The organism is Chromobacterium phragmitis, from assembly GCF_003325475.1.
GTDB classification, from domain to species: Bacteria; Pseudomonadota; Gammaproteobacteria; order Burkholderiales; family Chromobacteriaceae; genus Chromobacterium; species Chromobacterium phragmitis.
Map to the genome: position 1 here is coordinate 77,424 of NZ_CP029495.1, position 21,503 is coordinate 98,926.

Below are 21,503 nucleotides of genomic sequence, written 5' to 3' on the forward strand. Positions count from 1 at the left end.
CCTTAACTTGAATAACCGATAGGCTGTAAGTACTTGGCAATCGCCATTCTCTAGAAAGGAGGTGATCCAGCCGCAGGTTCCCCTACGGCTACCTTGTTACGACTTCACCCCAGTCATGAATCCCACCGTGGTAAGCGGCCTCCTTACGGTTAGCCTACCCACTTCTGGTGAAACTCACTCCCATGGTGTGACGGGCGGTGTGTACAAGACCCGGGAACGTATTCACCGCAGCATGCTGATCTGCGATTACTAGCGATTCCGACTTCACGCACTCGAGTTGCAGAGTGCGATCCGGACTACGATCGGTTTTCTGAGATTAGCTCCACCTCGCGGCTTGGCAACCCTCTGTACCGACCATTGTATGACGTGTGAAGCCCTGCTCATAAGGGCCATGAGGACTTGACGTCATCCCCACCTTCCTCCGGTTTGTCACCGGCAGTCTCATTAGAGTGCCCAACTTAATGATGGCAACTAATGACAAGGGTTGCGCTCGTTGCGGGACTTAACCCAACATCTCACGACACGAGCTGACGACAGCCATGCAGCACCTGTGTTACGGCTCCCTTTCGGGCACCAAGATATCTCTACCAAGTTCCGTACATGTCAAGAGCAGGTAAGGTTTTTCGCGTTGCATCGAATTAATCCACATCATCCACCGCTTGTGCGGGTCCCCGTCAATTCCTTTGAGTTTTAACCTTGCGGCCGTACTCCCCAGGCGGTCAACTTCACGCGTTAGCTACGCTACCAAGGATTCAAACCCCCAACAGCTAGTTGACATCGTTTAGGGCGTGGACTACCAGGGTATCTAATCCTGTTTGCTCCCCACGCTTTCGTGCATGAGCGTCAGTGTCATCCCAGGGGGCTGCCTTCGCCATCGGTATTCCTCCACATCTCTACGCATTTCACTGCTACACGTGGAATTCTACCCCCCTCTGACGCACTCTAGTCGTGCAGTCTCCAATGCCGTTCCCAGGTTGAGCCCGGGGCTTTCACATCAGACTTGCACAACCGCCTGCGCACGCTTTACGCCCAGTAATTCCGATTAACGCTTGCACCCTACGTATTACCGCGGCTGCTGGCACGTAGTTAGCCGGTGCTTATTCTTCAGGTACTGTCATCCCCGCCAGGTATTAACCAGCGGGATTTCCTCCCTGACAAAAGTCCTTTACAACCCGAAGGCCTTCTTCAGACACGCGGCATGGCTGGATCAGGCTTGCGCCCATTGTCCAAAATTCCCCACTGCTGCCTCCCGTAGGAGTCTGGGCCGTGTCTCAGTCCCAGTGTGGCGGATCATCCTCTCAGACCCGCTACTGATCGTCGCCTTGGTGGGCTCTTACCCCACCAACTAGCTAATCAGACATCGGCTGCTCGTATAACGCGAGGTCTTTCGATCCCCCGCTTTCCCCCTCAGGGCGTATGCGGTATTAATCCGGCTTTCGCCGAGCTATCCCCCATTACACGGTACATTCCGATGCATTACTCACCCGTTCGCCACTCGCCACCAGGAGCAAGCTCCCGTGCTGCCGTTCGACTTGCATGTGTAAAGCATGCCGCCAGCGTTCAATCTGAGCCAGGATCAAACTCTTCAGTTCAATCTCAAGCAAATTTTCTGGCACGCAAGTTCAAAGAAATAAACAAGTATCTCTTGTCTCTTGCAGTGCAAGTGTCGGCTTTCGCCAAGCACTTACACCTATCGGTTATTCGTTCTGTTAAAGAGCAGTGCCTTCGCTGCTTTCGTCACACCGGAGAACCGTTTCGTTTCCGCTGTTTCGTTCGCTGCGTCAGCTGAGGAGGCGAACTATACGCCCGGGCCCCGAACCCGTCAACACCTTTTGCGAGAAAAAACGAACTTTCTTCGACCCGCCCACGCAAGGCATTGATTTGCAAGAAAAGCAAAGAAGAGGGGATTTCACGCGCCCCGCAACCAGGCGCGCCCGCCCTGCCTCTCCACCTGACGAAAGGCTCAAAAACAAACAGGCCGGCGTTTCCGCCGGCCTGTCCAGACACCCCTCCCGCCGTCCTATAGATGATCAAGCAGTTGCAATGGATGATCGATGTCGATATCCGCTCCCCACTCTTCCGGCTTGTCCTGATCGGAAAAATAGCCCCAATTGACCAGCACCGTCTTCATGCCGACGTTGCGGCCGGCCTGGATATCGCGCTCAGCATCGCCGACATACATGCAATGCTCGGGCGCGATGCCGATCTGGCCAGTCGCGTGCAGCATCGGTTTCGGGTCGGGCTTGGCCACCCCGACGGTATCACCGCTGACGATCACAGCCGGCGGAATGGCGAAAGGAAGCCATGGCACCAGACGATCGGTGAAACGCATTGACTTGTTGGTGATGATGCCCCAAATCACGCCGCGGCTGTCCAACTCGGAAATCAGCTCGTTCACGCCATCGAACAACGCGGTTTCTCCCGCGAGATTAGCGTCATAGAGATCCATGAAACGCACCCGCAGCGCCTCCATCCGGCTGGCATCAAGATCGTCGCCGAAACCCAACCGGACCAAACCACGCGCGCCGTGGCTGGCGACAGGACGAATGCGCTCATAAGGCACAGGCGCGAGCCCCTCCTCCGCCAGCAAGCGATTCAGCGCCGCGCCCAGATCGCGGGCGGTATCGGCCAAAGTGCCGTCCAAATCGAACAATACTGCCTTGATCATGATTCCTGCTTCACCGGATTGGAAATAAGGCCGACATTGCACCATCAACGGATAGTCTTGCCAAGAAACAATCGATACGCCGGATTTCCGGTTTCTTCTATATAAGGATACCCAAGCGTATCGAGGAATTGCTGGAAGGCCAGGGCATCGCCCGAAGGCACCTGGATGCCCACCAGCACCCGGCCATAGTCGGCTCCGTGGTTGCGATAGTGGAACAGGCTGATGTTCCAATCGGTGCGCATCGCTTCCAAAAAGCGCATCAGCGCGCCCGGACGATCCGGAAACTCGAAGCGCAGCACCCGCTCGTCTTTCAATTGCGGCGCATGGCCGCCCACCAGATGACGGATATGCAGCTTGGCCAGCTCGTTGTCGGTCAGGTCGATGCCGTCCAACTCCTCGGCGCGCAAATCCCCCAACAGCTTTTCCACGTCGTCGCGGCCGGCTATTTGCACGCCGACAAAAACGTGGGCGACGCTGGGGTCGGCGAAGCGATAGTTGAATTCCGTGATATTGCGGCCGCCTATCACCGAGCAGAAGCGCTTGAAGCTGCCCGGCTTCTCCGGGATGGTGACGGCGATGATGGCCTCGCGCCGCTCGCCGAGTTCCGAGCGCTCCGACACATGGCGCAAGCGGTCGAAGTTCATGTTGGCGCCGCAGGAAATCGCCACCAGCGTCTTGTTTTTGCAGCCTTCGCGTTCGACATAGGCCTTGGCGCCGGCTACCGCCAGGGCGCCGGCCGGCTCGACAATGGAGCGGGTGTCTTCAAAAATGTCCTTGATCGCCGCGCAGATGGCGTCGGAATCCACCAGAATGATTTCGTCCAGCAACTCGCGACAGATGCGGAAGGTCTCCTCGCCTACCAACTTGACCGCCACACCATCGGCGAACAGGCCCACATCCTTCAGTTCGACGCGCTCGCCCTTTTCTATCGACTGGCGCATCGCGTCGGAATCCACCGGCTGTACGCCGATGATCTTGACCTCCGGCTTCAGCCGTTTGATGAAACTGGCCACGCCGGCCGCCAACCCGCCGCCGCCGATGGCGACGAATACCACGTCCAGATCGTCCGGCCGCTGGCGCAGAATCTCCATGCCCACCGTGCCCTGGCCGGCGATCACGTCCGGATCGTCAAACGGCGGGATATAGGTGCGGCCGCTTTCCTCCGCCAGCATCACCGCATGCAGGTAGGCCTCGTTGAAGGAGTCTCCGGACAATACCACTTGGCCGCCGCGCTGCTTGACCGCGTCTATCTTGATTTGCGGCGTGGTGACCGGCATCACGATCACCGCTTCGCATCCCAGCTTGCTGGCCGACAGCGCCACGCCCTGGGCATGATTGCCGGCGCTGGCGGTAATCACGCCGCGCGCGCGCTGCTCGGCCGACAGCTTGGCCATCTTGTTGTACGCGCCGCGAAGCTTGAACGAGAACACCGGCTGCAGATCCTCGCGCTTGAGCAGGATGCGGTTGCCGTAGCGGCGGGACAGGTTAGGCGCCAGATCCAGCGGCGTTTCCACTGCCACGTCGTAAACCCGCGAGGTGAGAATGCGTTCTAGATAGTCTTGCTTGTTGCTCATGGCGATGCCTTGATCCCTGATAGTTTCTTGTACTTGAACTGTCAGAGTATCAGGAACTCCAAGCAAGCGGGAGGCCTGGCGGGCACATTTTGCTGCATTGCAATATGCGACGTGTCGGACAGGCTATTTCCGTCCGCGTAGCCAACTTGAGCGTGTATAATCATCGGCTACTGTTTGTGACTCCTAGCAAGCCCCCTCCAGAAATGAAAAAACTCACCACCGCCCTGGTTGTCGCCGCGCTGGCGCTGCCCTCCCTTGGTTTCGCCAACGCCGCTTTCGTGCCGCCCGCTCCGGATATCGCCGGCAAGGCTTATTACCTGCTCGACTACAACAGCCAGCAAGTGCTGGCCGCGCGCGACCCCGACTCCCGCATCGAGCCGGCCTCGCTGACCAAGCTGATGACGGCCTATCTGACCTTCAAGGCGCTGAAGGAAAAGCGCCTGTCGCTGGAGCAGACGCTGACCGTCTCCCAACGCGGCTGGAAAACAGAAGGCTCGCGCATGTTTCTGGACCCCAAGGTCCCGGCCAAGGTTGACGATCTGATCAAAGGCATGATCGTGCAGTCCGGCAACGACGCCTGCGTGACGCTGGCCGAAGCCATCGCCGGCAGCGAAGATGTGTTCGCCCAAGTGATGACCCAGCAGGCGCAGAAGCTGGGCATGAAGAACACCCAGTTCAAGAACGCCACCGGCCTGCCGCACGAAGGCCACTACACCACGGTGCACGATCTGGGCATCCTGGCCGCCGCGCTCATCCGCGACTTCCCGGAGTTCTACCCCATCTACTCGATGAAGTCGTTCACCTACAACAACATCAAACAGCCGAACCGCAACCTGCTGCTGTACCGCGACCCCAATGTCGACGGCATGAAGACCGGCTACACCGATACCGCCGGCTACAATATGGTCACCTCCAGCCACCGCGACGGCCGCCGCGTGATCTCTGTCGTCGTCGGCACCGCCAGCCCGGAAGCCCGCGCGGTGGAAAGTTCCAAGCTGCTGAACTATGGCTTGCAATTCTTCGACACGCCCAAACTTTATGCAGCGAACACCCGCGTATCCGACGTCTCCGTGTACAAGGGCAGCGGCAATGTCGTGCCCGTCGGCTTCGCCAGCGACGTGTTCGCCACCGTGGCCAAAGGCCAGGCGGCCAAGCTGAAGGCCGACATGAGCACCATGCAGCCCTTGATCGCGCCGATCAAGGCCGGCCAGGTGGTGGGCAAGCTGACCGTCACGCTGGACGGCAAGCCGTTGCTGGAGCGGCCCGTGGTGGCGCTGAAGTCGGTAGAGGAAGGCGGTTTCTTCAGCCGCCTGTGGGACAGCCTGAAACTGATGCTCGGCTGGAAATAAACATTCGTAGTAGAATCAAGCAGTAGGCAGCGCCGCGGCTCGTCCGCGGCCTGCTGCTTTTGGCAATCGCAAATCTAGAGTAGTCATACATGTCCGACGAAAAACAGGAACTGTTCGAATTCCCCTGTCGCTTCCCGCTCAAGATCATGGGCGAGCGGCATGACGCCTTCGTCGCCACCATCACCGAGGTGGTGCGCGTGCACGCCCCCGACCTCGCCGAGGTCGACGTGGTGCTGCGCGAAAGCTCCGGCGGCCGCTTCTACGCGCTGACGGTCACCGTCACCGCCACCTCGCGCCAGCAGCTGGACAGCATCTATCTGTCGCTGACCGGCCACCCGATGGTCAAAATGGTTCTCTAAACACCGGGAGTTCAGGTGCCTCGCATCATCAAACATCTGGGCCTGGCCGATTACGAGCCGACCTGGCGCGCCATGCAAGCCTTCACCGACAACCGCGGCGCCGACACCCGCGACGAATTGTGGGTAGTGGAGCACCCGCCGGTGTTCACCCAAGGTCTGGCCGGCAAGCCGGAACACCTGCTGCAGCAGAACGACGTTCCGGTGGTGAAGACCGACCGCGGCGGCCAGATCACCTACCACGGCCCCGGCCAGCTGGTGGTGTACCTGCTGATCGACTTCAAGCGCATGCGCGTCGGCGTGCGCGAGCTGGTGCGCCACATCGAGCAAGCCGTCATCGACATGCTGGCCGAACAGGGCATCGCCGCCAACGGCGACGTGGACGCCCCGGGCGTCTACGTGGACGGCGCCAAGATCTGCTCGCTGGGCCTGCGCATCAAGAACGGCGCCGTCTATCACGGACTGAGCCTCAACGTGGACATGGACCTGACTCCGTTTAGCTGGATCAACCCTTGCGGCTACGCCAACCTCAAGGTGACCCAAATGAAGAATCTGGGCGTGAACCTCACGGTAGCCGCCGCGGCCAACAAGCTGCTGCCGCACCTGGAACGCCACCTGAGCATAAGCAAGGAGACCGCATGAAGCCGGACAACCAGGCCGGGGTGAAGCACAAGGGCGCGGCCAAGACCGCCCGCATCCCGATCAAGATCGTGCCGCTGGACGAAAAGCTGAAAAAGCCGGAGTGGATCCGCGCCAAGCTGCCCAACGGCCAGCGCTTCCACGAGATCAAGCAGATCCTGCGCGAACAGAAACTGCACACCGTGTGCGAAGAGGCCACTTGCCCCAATATCGGCGAGTGCTTCAGCAAGGGCACGGCCACCTTCATGATCATGGGCGACATCTGCACCCGCCGCTGCCCGTTCTGCGACGTCGGCCATGGCCGCCCCAATCCACTGGACCCGAACGAGCCCAAGCACCTGGCCGAGAGCGTGGCCGCGATGCGGCTGAAATACGTGGTGGTCACCTCAGTGGACCGCGACGACCTGCGCGACGGCGGCGCCCAGCACTTCGCCGACTGCATCGGCGCGGTGCGCGAAATGTCGCCGAACACCCAGATCGAAACGCTGGTGCCGGATTTCCGCGGCCGCCTGGACATCGCCGTCGACATTCTGACCCAGACGCCGCCGGACGTGATGAACCACAACCTGGAAACCGTGCCGCGCCTGTACAAGCAGGCCCGTCCGGGCGCCGACTACGCGCACTCGCTGCAGCTGCTCAAGGACTACAAGGCGAAGAATCCCGACGTCCGCACCAAGTCCGGCCTGATGGTGGGCCTGGGCGAGACCGACGAGGAAATCCTGGAAGTGATGCGCGACATGCGCGCCCACAACGTGGACATGCTGACCATCGGACAATACCTGCAGCCGTCCGACGGCCACCTGCCGGTGCTGCGCTACGTGCATCCGGACGTGTTCAAGATGTTCGAGGAAAAAGCCTACGAAATGGGCTTCGTCCACGCCGCCGTCGGCGCCATGGTGCGCTCCAGCTACCACGCGGACGAGCAGGCGCACGAAGCGGGCGTATAAACGATACGCCTAGCGACCTCAAGCAAGAACGGCATCCGCGCCCAGGCCCGGATGCCGTTTTCACGCCAGGACTCTTCCTTAGGCAGCCGGCCTCTCGATCACCAGCACGCTGGGCGCCCAGGCGTAGCGTGTATCATCTTCATATCGTCCCAGATAGGATTTGGGTTGCGCTAACCTGACGACCAAACCATCTGTTGCAACCAAGCCACTGGCCGCGTCGCACAATTTCTCGGACTTAGCCCGCAGCCAAGCCTCTGGCGACTCATATTTCTTCTGTTTAGGCTCATTCACACCAATCCAGAACGCCAAACAGCCAAAACCCAACTCACCATGGCTCTCCATGCTCAGACGCAAGGCATCGCGCAGACGACGAACATCCTTGCTCAGTTGCTCACCAGGCTCTGCCAGAAAATTCTTTACCTCAATGATCGATCTTGGTACGCCATTTCGACCAACCTCAGGCACCTCCCACAGTACAATATCAGCGCGGCCATTTTTGCGCATACTCCCCCGGGGCGGCCACGAAAGCGCACACGGGCACATCGCAACGTTTCTTGCACATTGGCCTCTAGCGTGACAAAGCGTCCATCACCAGGTTTGGCCAACTCGCGTGCGATGGCACAAGTCACCAAGTACTCCGGCGCCTCGCAAAGCCCCTCGTCTCCTGTCCACCGCCCATATTCCCGGTCCGCCTTGCGGATACCGCTGCAAATCGCGCCCACCACCTCATTTTTCAAAACGGCCAGCTCTTTCATCTTCACACCCTCCAAAATGATGATCCGCACAAAAACAGCCACTACCCATGCAAGATAGATTAATCCGTCATGCAAGATGGGAATCCGACGCATTCCGTCCGGATTCCGCAGCGTCGAAATGTTTCGAATTATGAATCGATGGCAAATCCGCCACGCCGGATTCATCAAATAACAATCCGGTTTGATTTAATAACGAATTTCGCTTATAGTTGGACTGTTATTAATTTTGCAAAGGCAAACCGTGGACAACGACGGTTCTAGTCGATCTTCGATCGCAGTTTAAGCCTTGTAGGATTTCAGCAGACCGAACGCCCTTCCTCTGCCGCATCCTGCAAGCAGGATGTGGCGTCCAAGTCCGGCGACAGCCGGCAGTAGCCGCAGCACGACACAAACCGATTCGCCCTTAGCCGCCCGGCGTTCAGCCAGCGCGCCATAGGCTCGACCGTGTCGCCGCGCATACGCCCCTCATCGACAGATCGCGCACCTGACGCATTGTTTGCGCATGCTTTCGTTTCGCAAAGGAGATTCCATGCCCGAAGAGCCGGAACCGCGAGCGGACGCGTCGCCCAACTGCATGTCGGATTGAATTCCCTTGGCGGGAATGGCCGGACAGCAGCTGCGCGATACTCGCTCAATCAATATCGGAGTACATCCAGGATTACGGTTTATTCAAACCGGAACGGGATGTTTATTACCTGTTGAAATAACAAAGGGGGATTCAATATGCACGCCCTGAAATTGTCCCAGCTGCTGAAATTATTCACCCGCCACAATCAAATGGCGGACGCCGCCGATTTCCGCCTGAATATCATATGCGACAAAAGCGTGATCACCACGCTGCGCAAACGCCTGTTCTGGGAAATGCACGATCTGGGCCTGCGCGCGTCCCAGGTCACCATCGCGCCGGAGAACGTGGATAGCCACTGCAAGCTGTCCGTGGTGCTGAACTGCCCGCTGCAGCAGCGCCAGATTCTGGACGACATGGCCCTGCGCCTCAGCCAGCTGCCCGAAATCCACCGCGTGCACTGGGGACGCCGCGCGCAAGCCGCCCGTCCGCAGTCGCGCGGGCTGTTCGGCCACGGCCGCGCCCGCGCCGCCTGACGCCGCCGTTTTCAACCCGCGAGGATAATCCGACATGCCCGAAGAGCCCGAGCCGAAAACCTCAAGCCTTCGCCGCCGGTAACCCCCTTTCGTAAGCATCGGGGAGCGCCGCCGCGGCGCGAACCGATATCCCCCCAGCCTCCGCGCCGCCGCGGGATGGGGCATCCATCGCCGCGCGCGATGGCCGGACCATCCGGCCGCCGCGCGGCCAGGAGCTTACGATGCAGAACCTCTTCCTCAATCCGCGCCAGCAACAGCGCTATCAACTGTCCATCGCCTGCCCCGCCATGTCGCTGGGCGCCGCCCGCCGCGAACTGCGCGGCCAGGCGCTGAAACACGGCCTGCGCATCCTGCAGTGGCAGGAACAGCCGCAGGCTCCCGCCCGCGGCGCCTCCATCGGTGGCGCTCCCTGGCTGATCAGCGCCGACTTCCGTTCCGACTCCGCCGCCTGCATGCACTTGCTGCAGGGCATCGTCCAGCGCCTGACCTCGCTGCCGCTGACCCAGGTGAAGCTGGAATGCCTGTCGCTGCCGCCTGCGGCCAATCGCCCGCAGGCCTGAACACCGAATTCCGTCAACCACCGGGCGGACGCGCGTTCGCCCATCCCGCAGCGCAGGAGACGGCATGACATAGCAAGGCCACTACCCATCTGAGATGCCATCCGCTGGGGTGTTCGCATAGAGCGCCCCAACGGGCGGCAATGTTCTCTCGACTTTCGAGCTGACACGTTGTCGGCGCCGATGCACGAAAGCCTGCTCACGATCTTTTCAGACCACCGGCGGTCCCCGCCCATCGTGAACAGGCTCTCGCGGCAGGGCTGGTCGCGCCCGCGGCGCCTGGAGATTTACGCCATGACCAAGAACCTCAACCCACGCAAACGGAGCCGGGGCTTCATCGCCACCCCGGGCAAGACCGGCGACCAAGTCGCCTTCCGCCTGGCTCACGAAGCCGCGCTGCCGCAAGAAGAAACCTTCAAGCGCCTGCGCAGCCAGCCGGAAGGCCTGACTTCGGCCGAAGCCGCCCAGCGGCTGCAGCAATACGGCCGCAACGAGGTGGCGCACGACAAGCCGCCGCACGCGCTGATCCAGCTATTGCTGGCGTTCAAGAACCCCTTCGTGATGGTGCTGATCGTCCTGACGGCCATCAGCTACGTGATGGACATCGCCATGGCCGCGCCGGGCGATCAGGACTGGACCAAGGTCATCATCCTGGGAAGCATGATAGGCGTCAGCGGCCTGCTGCGTTTCTGGCAGGAATACCGCTCCGCCAAGGCGGCGGAAAACCTGAAATCGCTGGTGCGCAACACCGCCACCGTGCAACGCCGCCCCACCTCCCCCACCGTGCCGCTGCGCATGGAGGTGCCGATGGCCGAACTGGTGGTGGGCGACATCGTCCATCTGCAAGCCGGCGACATGGTGCCGGCCGACGTGCGGCTGCTGGAATCGCGCGACCTGTTCATCAGCCAGGCCGTGCTGACCGGCGAGGCGCTGCCGGTAGAGAAGTACGACACGCTGGGCGCGGTGGCCGCCAAATCGGCCGATGACCCAGCCAACGGCGACGCCGGTTTGCTTGACCTCTCCAATGCCTGCTTCATGGGCACCAACGTGGTGTCCGGCACCGCCCGCGCGGTGGTGGTGGCCACCGGCACCGATACCTATTTCGGCTCGCTGGCGCGCAATGTGGTCAGCCACAAGCGCATCGAAACCAGCTTCGACAAGGGCGTCAACAGCGTCTCCTGGCTGCTGATCCGCTTCATGCTGGTGATGGTGCCCATTGTCTTCATGATCAACGGCGTCACCAAGGGCGACTGGATGTCCGCCCTCACCTTCGCGCTGGCGGTGGCGGTGGGCCTGACGCCGGAAATGCTGCCGATGATCGTCTCCGCCAACCTGGCCAAGGGCGCGGTGGCGATGGCGCGGCGCAAGGTGGTGGTGAAGCGGCTGAACTCGGTGCAGAACTTCGGCGCGATGGATGTGCTGTGCACCGACAAGACCGGCACGCTGACCCAGGACAAGATCATCCTGGAACACCATTACGACGTGCGCGGCGACAAGGACGAGACCACGCTGCAGCTGGCCTGGCTCAACAGCTTCCACCAGAGCGGCATGAAGAACCTGATGGACATCGCCATCGTCGAACGCGCCGACGAGCTGGGCGAACGCGTCAAGTTGCGCCATTACAGCAAAGTGGACGAACTGCCGTTCGATTTCGAGCGTCGCCGGCTGTCGGTGATCCTGCAGGAGCAGAATGGCCAGCAGTTGATGGTGTCCAAGGGCGCGGTGGAAGAGATGCTGGCTGTCTGCAGCCACATCCAGGACGGCGACGATGTGCGCGTGCTGAACGCGGAAGAGCGCGCCCGCCTGCTGCGCCTGAGCCAGGAGTTCAATGCCGAAGGCTACCGCGTGCTGGTGGTGGCTACCCGCCATATCCCGTCCAACGAGCGCAAGAACGCTTACCAGACCGCCGACGAAAAGGGCCTGGTGGCGCGCGGCTTCCTGACCTTCCTCGATCCGCCGAAGGATTCGGCCGCGCCGGCAATCAAGGCGCTGAACGAGTACGGCGTCACGGTCAAAGTGCTGACCGGCGACAATCCCATCGTCACCGCCAAGGTCTGCCGCGACGTCGGCCTCAATCCGGGCAAGCCGCTGCTGGGCCCGGAAATCGAGGCGATGGACGATGTGGCGCTGTGCGCCGCGGTCAAACGCACCACCATTTTCGCCAAGCTGACCCCGCTGCAAAAGTCTCGCGTGGTGAAAGCATTGCAGGCCAACGGCCATACCGTGGGCTTCCTCGGCGACGGCATCAACGACGCGCCGGCGCTGCGCGACGCCGACGTCGGCATCTCGGTGGACAGCGGCGCCGACATCGCCAAGGAAACCGCCGACATCATCTTGCTGGAAAAGAGCCTGATGGTGCTGGAAGAAGGCGTGATCAAGGGCCGCGAAACCTTCGGCAACATCCTCAAGTACCTGAACATGACCGCCAGTTCCAACTTCGGCAACGTGTTCTCGGTGCTGGTGGCCTCGGCCTGGCTGCCATGGGAGCCGATGCTGGCGATGCAGCTGTTGCTGCAGAACCTGATCTACGACCTGTCGCAGATGTTCCTGCCCTGGGACAAGATGGACCCGGATTTCCTGAAGAAGCCGCGCAAATGGGAAGCCGGCAACATCAAGCGCTTCATGCTGTGGCTGGGACCCACATCCTCGGTGTTCGACATCACCACCTACATCCTGCTGTGGACAGTGTTCGGCGCCGGCGCGGCCTACCACATGCACGGCGGCGACGGCGGCCAGCTGATCATGAACACCGGCTGGTTCATGGAAGGCCTGATCTCGCAGACCCTGGTGGTGCACATGCTGCGCACCCGCAAGATTCCGTTCCTGCAGAGCACGGCCTCGCTGCCGGTGATGCTGTCCACCACGGCTGCCATCGCCATCGCCTGCTACCTGCCGTTCTCGCCGATCGCCGCATCGCTGGGCTTCATCCAGCTGGACGCCAGCTACTTCTGGTGGCTGCTGCTGACCATGGCCGGCTACCTGGCGCTGACGCAGACGGTGAAAACGATCTACATCAAGCGCTACGGACAATGGTTCTAAACGCCCTGAACGCTCTCTAGACGCAAGCCGGCCCCCGGGCCGGCTTTTTCGCGCCCACTCGCGCCTAGCGCCGCCGCCCTGCCGTAGAATCCAAACCGCAAAACCGCCAGCTTTTTATCGCCTGTCCCATGCTTTCTACCAGCTGGTATTCACACCTAGCCCGCGCTCGGATCGCCCCGCTTCATGTGGCGAATCACAGGCTTGCGGCCGCCCACGCTCTCTCCGCCAAGCTGTGGCGATAAATCCGGCAAGCCCCCTTTCATATCCATCCGACTGCCGCTGAATTACCACACATCTTATCGATCCGCATTTCACCAAGGGGGAAGCGATGAGCATGGAAGGCCAAAAACGCTGGGCGCGCGATTACGTGTTCGACATCTTGAGCCAACTGGGCATACACCGGATTTTCGGCGTGCCCGGCACCAACGAGATTCCCATCATCGACGGCACCTCCTATCCGGAAAACGGCGTGGAGTACATCGAATGCCTGCACGAGAACATCGCCATCGGCGCGGCGATGGGCTCCGCGCGCATGACCGGCAAGCCCGGCGTGCTGGTGGTCCACGTCACCCCAGGCATCGCCCACGCTATCGGCAATCTGTTCAACGCCTGGCGCTCGCAAGCGCCGCTGGTCATCCTGTGCTGCCAGCAGCAGAACGAACTGGTCACCCAGGAGCCGCTGCTGGCGTCCAATCTGGTGGACCTGGCCCGCCAATACACCAAGTGGGCGCACGAGGTGCGCACCGAGCAGGAATTCCCGATGGTGCTGCAACGCGCCTTCAAAGAAGCGATGGCGCCGCCCAACGGTCCGGTCTTCGTCGCCATCCCGTGGGAATTCACCATGCGCCGCATCGGCGACGACGACCGCATCAAGGGCGTCACGCGGATTTCGCCGCATTTCACCGCCGACCGCCAGGCCATAGCGCAAGCCGCCCAACTGCTGCGCGAAGCCAAGAACCCCATCATCGTCGCCGGCGACGCCGCCGGCTACGCCCAAGCCTGGCCGGAACTTCAACAGATGGCTGAGCTGCTTGGCGCCCCGGTGCTGCAGCAAACCTTCAGCAGCCTGGCCAACTTCCCCAACAACGACTACCACTGGCAGGGCGAACTGCCAGGCAGCCAGTCCGGCGTGCAGCAAGTCTTCGCCGGCCATGACGTCGCCTTTCTTTGCGGCTTCAGCAACCAGGCCCAGATCACGGTCTACAAGTACAGCGACGGTCCGCTGATCCCGCCCGACGTCACTCAGGTCTACCTCAGCAATCATACCTGGGACATCGGCAAGAACTACTACGGCGAGGCCGCCCTGTTCGGCGACCTGAAGGCCACGCTGCCGCTGATCAATCAATTGATAGGCAATCAGCCCTCCGCCGAAGCCGCCGCGCGCAACGCCAAGCTGAAAGAGCTGGCCGTCCAGCGCAAGGCCGCCTGGGACGTCTACTTGCGCGACGCGATGCACCAGAACGAAATCTGGGCGGTGGTGATCGCCGACGCGCTGCGCAAGGAAATCGGCGAGCGCCAGTTGGAAAAACAGTTCGTCTACGTACACGAAGCGGTGTCCGATCCCGCACCCTTCCAATACCTGCTGCCCTTCACCGATGAAGCGGCGCAACCGATCAGCTACTACTGCGTCGGCGGCGGCTCGCTGGGCTGGTCGATGCCGGCCACGCTGGGCATCAAGCTGGAGCAGGACGGCCATCAGGGCATAGACACCCGCTTCGTCGTCGCCGCCACCGGCGACGGCTCCTCGCTGTTCTATCCGCAAACCTGGTGGACCGCGCAGCATCGCAAGCTGGGCGTGCTCTACATCATCACAAACAACCACGAGTACCACACCCTGCAAATGGGTCTACAGCAAGTGGAGCAGATCTACGGCGAAGCGCCTGGCTATGAATGGACCGCGCACACTCAGGACCCGGAATACCTGCGCATCCACCGGCCCAAACCGGATTTCGTCACCCTGGCCAAAGCTTTCGGCGGCATGGAAGGCGAAATCGTACGCCATCCGGAAGACGTGCGCGCGGCGGTGCGCCGCGGCATCGACCACGCGCTGAGCGGCCACGCCTATGTGCTGGACATGCATACCGTGGGCCTGGAACAGACGCCACCGACGCCGGAAGACGTCAACGCCCGCTATGAGCGGCAACCGCGGCTGGACTGCTTCCACTTCGGTCCGGAGCGAGGACTGCGCGGCGGCAACGAGCCGGCGGGCAATGTGCCGGTGATCTTCTAGGCATCCACCACCACTGAGGAGAAGACTGCATCATGGCTGAAGAAAACTTCGACATCGCCATCGTCGGCGGCGGCGTATCCGGCGTGTATTGCGCCTGGAGGCTGAAGCAAACCCATCCCGGCAAGAAGATCGCCGTATTCGAGGCCAGCGACCATATCGGCGGTCGGCTGCTGTCGGTGCGGCCGCCGGATATCCCGGACATGGTGGCGGAGTTGGGCGGCATGCGCATCCTGCCCGCCGTGCAGCCCTTGATCACCCAATTGATCCATGAACTGAACAAGGCGCTGCCGGACGACGAGCAGATCACGCTCTACGACTTCCCCGTCGACGAGAACCAGAACATCGCCTTCCTGCGCGGCGTCTATTTGCGGCTGGCGGATTTCACCCAGAACCCGGAACTGGTGCCCTATCAGCTGAACTTCATCGACCAGGGCCAGAGCGCCGGGGCGGTGATCGTCAACGCGATCGAACAGATCGTCCCCGGCATCACCAATCCGGCACTCACCGAGGAGCAACGCCGCGAAATGGCGCAAAGCGCCGAGTTCGGCGGCGTGCCGCTGTACAAGCAGGGGTTCTGGAACGTGCTGCTGCGCGTGCTTACCGGCGAAGCCTACCATTACGCGGAAGACGTCGGCGGCTACGACTCCACGCTGTGCAACTGGAACGCGGCCGACGCCATTCCCTGGTATCTGTCCGACTTCGGCGTCGACCCGGAATACAAGGGCTTCTGCAATGGCTTCCAGCAAGTGCCGCTGGCGCTGGCCCAGCTGTTCGAGCAACAAGGCGGCGACATCCGCCTGGCCTCCCACGTTTCCCAGATCACGCTGAAGGGCGACGGCTTCTCCTTCCAGGTCAACGGCAGCCCCGCCACTGCCCAAACGCTGATTCTGGCCATGCCGCGCCGCTCGCTGGAACTGCTCACGCCAGACAGCCCTGCGCTGCAAGACGCCAGGACGCAGAAACTGATAACCTCCGTAACGGCGCGCCCGCTGTTCAAACTGTTCACCACCTATGATAGTCCCTGGTGGCGCAACACCGGCTGCACCGTCACAGGAACGGACGGAAAATCGTTCTATCTGCCGGTGGAGGCCGGCCGATCGGTGACCGACCTGCCGGTGCGGCAAACCTATTACTGGCCGAAAAGCGATGGCAAGCCAGCCACCGAAGGCCACGCGATGCTGCTGGCCAGCTACGACGACGGCGACAATACCGGCTTTTGGGACGGCTTGCGGGCCAAGCGCCGTCAGCCGCGCCTTCCCGGCCGCCAGGTGGCGGAGCTGGACGATCCCTTCATCGGCCTCGACGACAATGTGATGCGCAACGAGCTGGACTGGCACCAGTATAAGGCGCCGCGCATGATGACCGAGGAAGTGAGCCGCCAGTTGACCGTGATGCACAGCCTCAACTACACGCCGCGGGTACGCAACGCCGCCTTCCGCGACTGGGGCGACGATCCCTTCGGCGGCGGCTGGAACAGCTGGAACATCGGCCAAAAGAGCTGGGAGGTGAAGCACGCCATCGTCCAACCCAGCGATTTGCCCCTGTACATCTGCGGCGAGGCGTATTCCGACGCGCAGGGCTGGGTCGAGGGCGCGTTGCAAACCGCCGGCTACCTGCTGGAGAAACTGGGCGTCGCGCCCTTCCCGCGCTAAGCCGCCTAGCGGGCGGAACATCAGGCTGTCCGGCTCACCGGGCAGCCTGTTGTGCCATCCGGTCTTGCTCCACCAGCCCCAATCGCGGCACCACCGCGCCCGCCCCCAAGGCCGTGCCCGGCGACAACACCGCGTTGGCGCCTACCCGCACATGATCGCCCAGCAGCGACCCCAGCTTTTCCACGCCGGGCATCATTGCCTTGCCGGCCAGATGCAACCGTATCGTCTTGTCGTCGCGCTCGTTCCAGTAATTGGCCAGAATCGAGCCCGCCTCCAAATTGACATCCGCGCCCAGCACCGAGTCCCCGACGAAATTGAAATGGGCCAGCCGGCTATCCGGCCCGATGATGGCGGTCTTGACCTCGCAGCCCGGCCCCACCGTCGCGCCTGGACACAGGATCACGCCGCCGCGCAGATAGGCATGAGAAGCCACTTTGCAGCGCGGCCCTATCCATAGCGGCCCTTTCAGAATCACGCCCGGCTCGAGCGCCGCGCTGCGGTGAACCATGGCTTCGCCGTCGACGATCCAATCCTCCACGCTCGCCCCCGCCCTCTGCTCCGCAAGCAGCCCGCTCAAGGCGCCGAGCCATTGCCACGGTTCCAGGCTTCGATCCAGCCAGGGCAAAGCCTCGGCGACTGAAAGCAGCAGGCGCTGAAATTCCGACATGTTCTTTCCTAACGGCAAAATCGATGTTTTAACGCGCGGCCGCCGCCGCAGGCAAGCAAAGAAAAACTGCCGTCCCTCGCGGGTACGGCAGTTTTCTGTCCGCGCCGATGTCAGCCCACCGGCGCGTCTTCTGCAACCGTTTCCGGTATTAGAAGGTGTGAACCATGTTCAGGCCCACGCCGCGCAGCTTGCTGCCATTGCTGGAAGCGTCGCTGCCATTGTTGAAGATGGCTTGATCCGCCTTCACTTCGCCGTATTGCAGGCCAACGGTGGTTCGCTTGGACATTTGATAGTCCACGCCGACCAGGAACTGCTTGTAGCCGGTGTTGTCTTGGCGCACGCCATTCATTTCATAGTCCTTGGCTTGCGCGTAGCTGATCTTCGGCGTGAAGGCGCCCAGCGTGTAGGCGGCGGTCAGCGCGTATTCCTGCGACTTGTACTTGTTGCCGTCCAGAGCCGGAGCGTTGTTGCCCTTCAGGAAGCTCAGCGGGGTGATGGAGCTGTCGCCGCGATCATTGCGGTAGCCGAAGGCGACCAGCAAGTTGTTGGCGTTATAGCCCGTTTCCAGACGGTGGCTATCGTTGGACTTGGAAGTGCCAACGCCAGCGATCGTCACCGGAGTTTGATGGATGTATTGGTACTTGCCGAAGAAACCGCTGTTTTCGTAGGACAGGCCCAGGTTATAGGTTTCGCGCTGGGTGGTAGCCGAATCCTTGTCAAACGCGTTGGCCTTGTCTTCCTTGGTGCCATACAGGAAAGCGGCTTGGAAGCCGTTGTAGTTGGCAGTGTCGAACCGAACCGCGTTCTTCACGCGCACATCGTCGCGAGCGAAGGCGTCCAGTTGCAACGCGCTGCTGGAGCTTTCCCACGGATTCACGACGCTCATGCTGTCGTCGCTGAAGGTGGAGAGGTTGCCCAGGCGCACCTTGCCGAAGCCGGTATCCAGACCGACGAAGGATTCGCGGCTGGCGAAGCTGCCGTAACCCTGACGGTTGGAACCGTCGATGTCGAATCCGCTTTCAACCTGCCAGATGGCCTTCAGGCCATTGCCCAGGTCTTCGCTGCCTTTGAAGCCGATGCGGGAACCCATATCGTCGACATTGGTTTGGTTAACGCCGCCGGCGTGAACATTTTCCATACCGGCTTTGATTTGGCCGTAGATGGTGACGTCAGCGAATGCGGCTGCCGGCAGAGTGGCAACCGCCAGGGCGATCAGAGTCTTTTTCATGGTGAACAATCCTTGTGGCTTGTCTTAGAAAGCGATTGAATACTAATTGCACACCGCATCATACGCAAGTGAACACTACGGTTTTTTGTTGTAAAAACACATCAAAATTGCAGAAATACAACAGCTACTATCAACCACGAAATGGGTCAAAAAAATTCAAGTTTTTGTGTGTTTTTGTTGCTTAACGAACATTAACAAAGATATTAAGGGCGAAATACTAAAATAATTCGAAAAAAAAGGCCCACAGCAGTGGGCCTAGATAAGGATAGACTTGACTTGAGCCTGCTCGAGCATAGCAATTCAGGGATCAACCAGACTCAATTTAGAGTGTATTTGCTTTCGATATTAAGGTCAATTAACCGTTTGACTAGGATTGTCAAGGATTGTTAAGACTGCCAAGGCCGCCTCGCGCTCGCCCACACGGCTGCAATGAATGAATGGAAGAGAACAAGAGTCCGGCAATCCGCAAGGAATGGCGGCTTGCCAGCCGCCAAACCATGGACAGCGCACGGCAACGAAGCGCCAGGAGCCGCGAAACAGCCGCCTTCAGCCGCCATCCCGCTGCGCGGGGAAATGCAGCTCGGCGCACAAGCCGCCGAGAGGGTGGTTGATCAACAGGATTTCGCCATGATGCTCGCGGGCGATTGCCCTGGCGATGGCCAGTCCAAGCCCACTGCCGCCGGTATGCTTGGCGCGGGAGTGCTCCAGCCTGACATAGGGCTCGAACACCCTCTCCAGATCGGCCTCGGCGATGCCGGGCCCGTGGTCCCGCACCATGATTTCCACCTGCCCCGCTCGTTCGCGCAACACCACCTCCACCGCGCCGTCGCCGCCATAGCGGCGCGCGTTTTCCAGCAGATTGGAGATGCAGCGCCGCAATGCCTGCGGCCTGGCGTACAACGGCTTCACCAGCTCGGCCTGAAGCCTCACCTCGGCGCCCAGCGCCTCCACGTCCTCGATCACGCCGTCGAGCAGAGCGCCCACATTGAGCAGCACGGCATTCTCATTGCCCTGCCCCAGACGCAGATAGGCCAACGTGTCGCCGATCAACTGATCCATTTCCGCCAGATCGCGCTCGATCGCCTGCCGCGCGCCGCATTCTTCCATCTGCTCCAGCCGCAGCCGGACGCGGGTGATGGGCAAGCGCAGATCATGCGACACCCCGGCCAGCATCTGGCTTCGGGTCTGCAGATAACGTTGCAACTCTTGCTGCATGCGGTTGAACGCGCGGGTGGCGTTGACCACTTCCAGGGTGCCGGTTTCCGGCAGCGGCGGTTGGTTCAAGTCGGCGGCCAGCCCGGAGGCCGCCTTGGAAAACAGCGCCAGCGGCCGCGTCAGCCGCCGCACCGCCCAAGCGGACGCCGCGGCGACCACCAGCGCCACCAACAGCAGCCAGGCGATCACCCGCCATGGCGTTTCCGCCGCGCTGGACACCTGGCCAATGCGGAAAGTGGCCACCATGCCGTCGCCCAACTGCGCCTGCACCGTCGCCATCTGGATTTTGAACTCCGGGCCGCCCTCGCCCAGCTTGTTGGGGAAAGCCTGCACCCAGAACTGTTTGCCCGGCGTGAACACATGCTGCCCCGGAGCGACGAAAGGCCGCAACAAGTCCTCCGCCGCGTCGGGCGAATCATCGCGGAATGACAGCACCTGCAGCCGGAACGGGCTGCTGAGATCGGACAAGATCAGCTGGCTGAGCTTGCCGGCTTCCGGCAGATCGATCTTGCCGCCTGCCAGCCACGGGTGATCCAGCGACACCTGGGCGCTGGGAGACGACAGCGCGCTGGCCAGCTTGGGCCGGTTGGCCGCTGCCGTCTCGTCCAGCAAATTGATCATGTCGGCCAAATGCTGGGCCACGTATTCGGCGCGCAAGGTGCGGCTGAGCCTCTCGCGATCGGTCAGCACCAAGGCGATGCCGATCACGTTGGCTAGCAGCACGCTGGTCAGCAGCGTCAACAGCAACTGGCCGTACAGCGTGCGCGGCAAGCGCCTCATCGCACCGACACCACCTCGCAAGCCAGCATGTAGCCGCCGCTGCGTATGGTCTTGATCAGCAACGGCTCGCGGGCGTCATCGCCCAGCCGACGGCGCAGGCGGCCGATCATCACGTCGACAGTGCGGTCGAACGGGCCGGCTTCCTTGCCGTTCATCGCCTCCATCAGTTGGTCGCGCGACATCACCCGCTGCGGGTTTTCCGCCAGCGCCTGCATCAGCTTGAATTCGCCGCCGGACAGCGGCGTCACCACGCCGCCGCCATCGACCAGATGCTGGGCGCCCAGCTCCAGCCGCCAGTCGCCGAACTGCAGCGCGCGCAGCGCGCTGTTGTTGCGGCGCTCCTCGACCCGGCGCAGGATGCTGCGCACGCGCGCCAGCAGCTCGCGCGGGTTGAACGGTTTGGGCAGGTAGTCGTCGGCGCCCATTTCCAGGCCGATGATGCGGTCCAGTTCGTCGCCGCGCGCCGTCAGCATCAGAATGGGCATATTGGAGCGCGAGCGCAAATCGCGGCATAGCGTCAGGCCGTCCTCGCCCGGCAGCATCAAGTCCAGAATCAGGATGTCGAAGGACTGCTCGGCCAGAATGCGGTTCATCGACTCGCCATCCCCCACCGCGGCCACGATCATGTCTTGGCGGCTCAGGTAATCGCTAAGCAGATCGCGCAGATCCGGATCGTCATCGACGATAAGCACACGGGAAGCTTGAGACATCTGCAGTTCCTAAGGTATCGGGAGTTGTTCACGAAG

Annotated in this window: 16 protein-coding genes and 1 rRNA gene; 9 read left to right on the forward strand and 8 right to left on the reverse strand. The window is 61.5% G+C overall.

Features of this window, described 5'->3' with window-relative positions:
- Window positions 1–54: 54 nt before the first annotated feature.
- From DK842_RS00365 to ilvA, 3 genes are all read right to left on the reverse strand, one after another.
- Window positions 55–1,592 (reverse strand): 16S ribosomal RNA (locus DK842_RS00365).
- 428 nt (window positions 1,593–2,020) lie between these two features.
- Window positions 2,021–2,668, reverse strand: coding sequence for an HAD family hydrolase (locus DK842_RS00370; protein ID WP_114059584.1), 648 nt, complete (start codon window positions 2,666–2,668; stop codon window positions 2,021–2,023).
- Between the two features lie 44 nt (window positions 2,669–2,712).
- On the reverse strand, window positions 2,713–4,242 hold the full coding sequence (ilvA, locus tag DK842_RS00375; protein ID WP_114059585.1) for a threonine ammonia-lyase, biosynthetic: 1,530 nt from the start codon (window positions 4,240–4,242) through the stop codon (window positions 2,713–2,715).
- Window positions 4,243–4,445: 203 nt separating this feature from the next.
- On the opposite strand from ilvA, the gene DK842_RS00380 reads away from it, so the two are divergent.
- The 4 genes from DK842_RS00380 to lipA all read left to right on the forward strand — a co-directional run bounded on the left by DK842_RS00380 (window position 4,446) and on the right by lipA (window position 7,533).
- Window positions 4,446–5,591 (forward strand): D-alanyl-D-alanine carboxypeptidase family protein, encoded by a 1,146-nt coding sequence (locus DK842_RS00380; protein ID WP_114059586.1) that lies wholly within the window; start codon window positions 4,446–4,448, stop codon window positions 5,589–5,591.
- A gap of 89 nt (window positions 5,592–5,680) precedes the next feature.
- On the forward strand, window positions 5,681–5,950 hold the full coding sequence (locus tag DK842_RS00385; protein WP_114059587.1) for a YbeD family protein: 270 nt from the start codon (window positions 5,681–5,683) through the stop codon (window positions 5,948–5,950).
- A 15-nt stretch (window positions 5,951–5,965) separates the two neighbouring features.
- Complete coding sequence (gene lipB / locus DK842_RS00390) at window positions 5,966–6,589, forward strand: lipoyl(octanoyl) transferase LipB (protein WP_114059588.1); 624 nt, start codon at window positions 5,966–5,968, stop codon at window positions 6,587–6,589.
- Entirely contained in the window at window positions 6,586–7,533 is a 948-nt protein-coding gene (gene lipA / locus DK842_RS00395; RefSeq protein WP_114059589.1) for a lipoyl synthase, read from the forward strand. The genes lipB and lipA overlap by 4 nt, the downstream gene beginning before the upstream one ends.
- 78 nt (window positions 7,534–7,611) lie before the next feature.
- Here lipA and DK842_RS22835 read toward each other — a convergent pair whose 3' ends face one another.
- The gene (locus DK842_RS22835) at window positions 7,612–8,037 is read right to left on the reverse strand and encodes a hypothetical protein (protein ID WP_145963946.1); all 426 of its coding nucleotides are present in this window, start codon (window positions 8,035–8,037) and stop codon (window positions 7,612–7,614) included.
- A 974-nt stretch (window positions 8,038–9,011) separates the two neighbouring features.
- On the opposite strand from DK842_RS22835, the gene DK842_RS00410 reads away from it, so the two are divergent.
- From DK842_RS00410 to DK842_RS00430, 5 genes are all read left to right on the forward strand, one after another.
- Entirely contained in the window at window positions 9,012–9,389 is a 378-nt protein-coding gene (locus DK842_RS00410; RefSeq protein ID WP_114059592.1) for a hypothetical protein, read from the forward strand.
- A gap of 221 nt (window positions 9,390–9,610) precedes the next feature.
- The gene (locus tag DK842_RS00415) at window positions 9,611–9,949 is read left to right on the forward strand and encodes a hypothetical protein (RefSeq protein ID WP_114059593.1); all 339 of its coding nucleotides are present in this window, start codon (window positions 9,611–9,613) and stop codon (window positions 9,947–9,949) included.
- A 291-nt stretch (window positions 9,950–10,240) separates the two neighbouring features.
- Window positions 10,241–12,985, forward strand: a complete 2,745-nt coding sequence (gene mgtA, locus DK842_RS00420; protein ID WP_114059594.1) for a magnesium-translocating P-type ATPase — start codon at window positions 10,241–10,243, stop codon at window positions 12,983–12,985.
- A gap of 328 nt (window positions 12,986–13,313) precedes the next feature.
- Window positions 13,314–15,215, forward strand: coding sequence for a thiamine pyrophosphate-binding protein (locus DK842_RS00425; protein ID WP_114059595.1), 1,902 nt, complete (start codon window positions 13,314–13,316; stop codon window positions 15,213–15,215).
- 32 nt (window positions 15,216–15,247) lie between these two features.
- Entirely contained in the window at window positions 15,248–16,867 is a 1,620-nt protein-coding gene (locus DK842_RS00430) for a flavin monoamine oxidase family protein (protein ID WP_114059596.1), read from the forward strand.
- Between the two features lie 34 nt (window positions 16,868–16,901).
- Here DK842_RS00430 and DK842_RS00435 read toward each other — a convergent pair whose 3' ends face one another.
- The 4 genes from DK842_RS00435 to DK842_RS00450 form a co-directional block, all read right to left on the reverse strand.
- Window positions 16,902–17,534, reverse strand: coding sequence for an LbetaH domain-containing protein (locus tag DK842_RS00435; protein WP_114059597.1), 633 nt, complete (start codon window positions 17,532–17,534; stop codon window positions 16,902–16,904).
- 148 nt (window positions 17,535–17,682) lie between these two features.
- Window positions 17,683–18,762: a porin gene (locus tag DK842_RS00440; protein ID WP_114059598.1), complete on the reverse strand. Its 1,080-nt coding sequence runs from the start codon at window positions 18,760–18,762 to the stop codon at window positions 17,683–17,685.
- Window positions 18,763–19,308: 546 nt separating this feature from the next.
- Entirely contained in the window at window positions 19,309–20,757 is a 1,449-nt protein-coding gene (locus DK842_RS00445) for an ATP-binding protein (protein WP_114059599.1), read from the reverse strand.
- Complete coding sequence (locus tag DK842_RS00450) at window positions 20,754–21,467, reverse strand: response regulator (protein ID WP_114059600.1); 714 nt, start codon at window positions 21,465–21,467, stop codon at window positions 20,754–20,756. Before DK842_RS00450 ends, DK842_RS00445 begins: the two co-directional genes overlap by 4 nt.
- Window positions 21,468–21,503 lie beyond the last annotated feature (36 nt).